This is a genomic window from Bacillus sp. FG16, assembly GCF_057809515.1.
The window spans coordinates 1-371 of record NZ_JBMDKC010000376.1 but is presented as its reverse complement, the minus strand read 5'-3'; the positions used below and the strand labels follow the sequence as shown (position 1 = coordinate 371).

At 31.0% G+C, this 371-nt stretch carries 1 protein-coding gene; it reads left to right on the top strand.

Annotation, left to right across the window (positions count from 1 at the left end; genetic code table 11):
• The coding region (locus ACODS7_RS32820) for a Tn3 family transposase (protein WP_488828755.1) at positions 1–371 on the top strand (371 nt) is incomplete at both ends.

Below are 371 nucleotides of genomic sequence, written 5' to 3'. Positions count from 1 at the left end.
TAACCACATTCCAATTCAAGCAAGAATTATTGGTGCAAATGAGCATGAAAGCCATTATGTATTTGATATTTTATACAATAATACAACCAATATAAAGCCTGCTATCCATTCTACAGATACACATGGAACGAATGAAGTTAATTTTGCTATTTTAGATTTGTTTGGTTACCAATTTGCACCAAGATATAAGGACATTCATGCAACAATATCTCGCAACTTATACGGTTTTCAACATCCAAATCAATATGAAGAATTACTTATTAAACCCTTACGAAAAATCAATACAGAACTGATTATGAAGGAATGGGACAATATTAAACGAATTATGGTATCTCTTGCTTTAAAGACGACGACTCAAAATGTTATTGTTC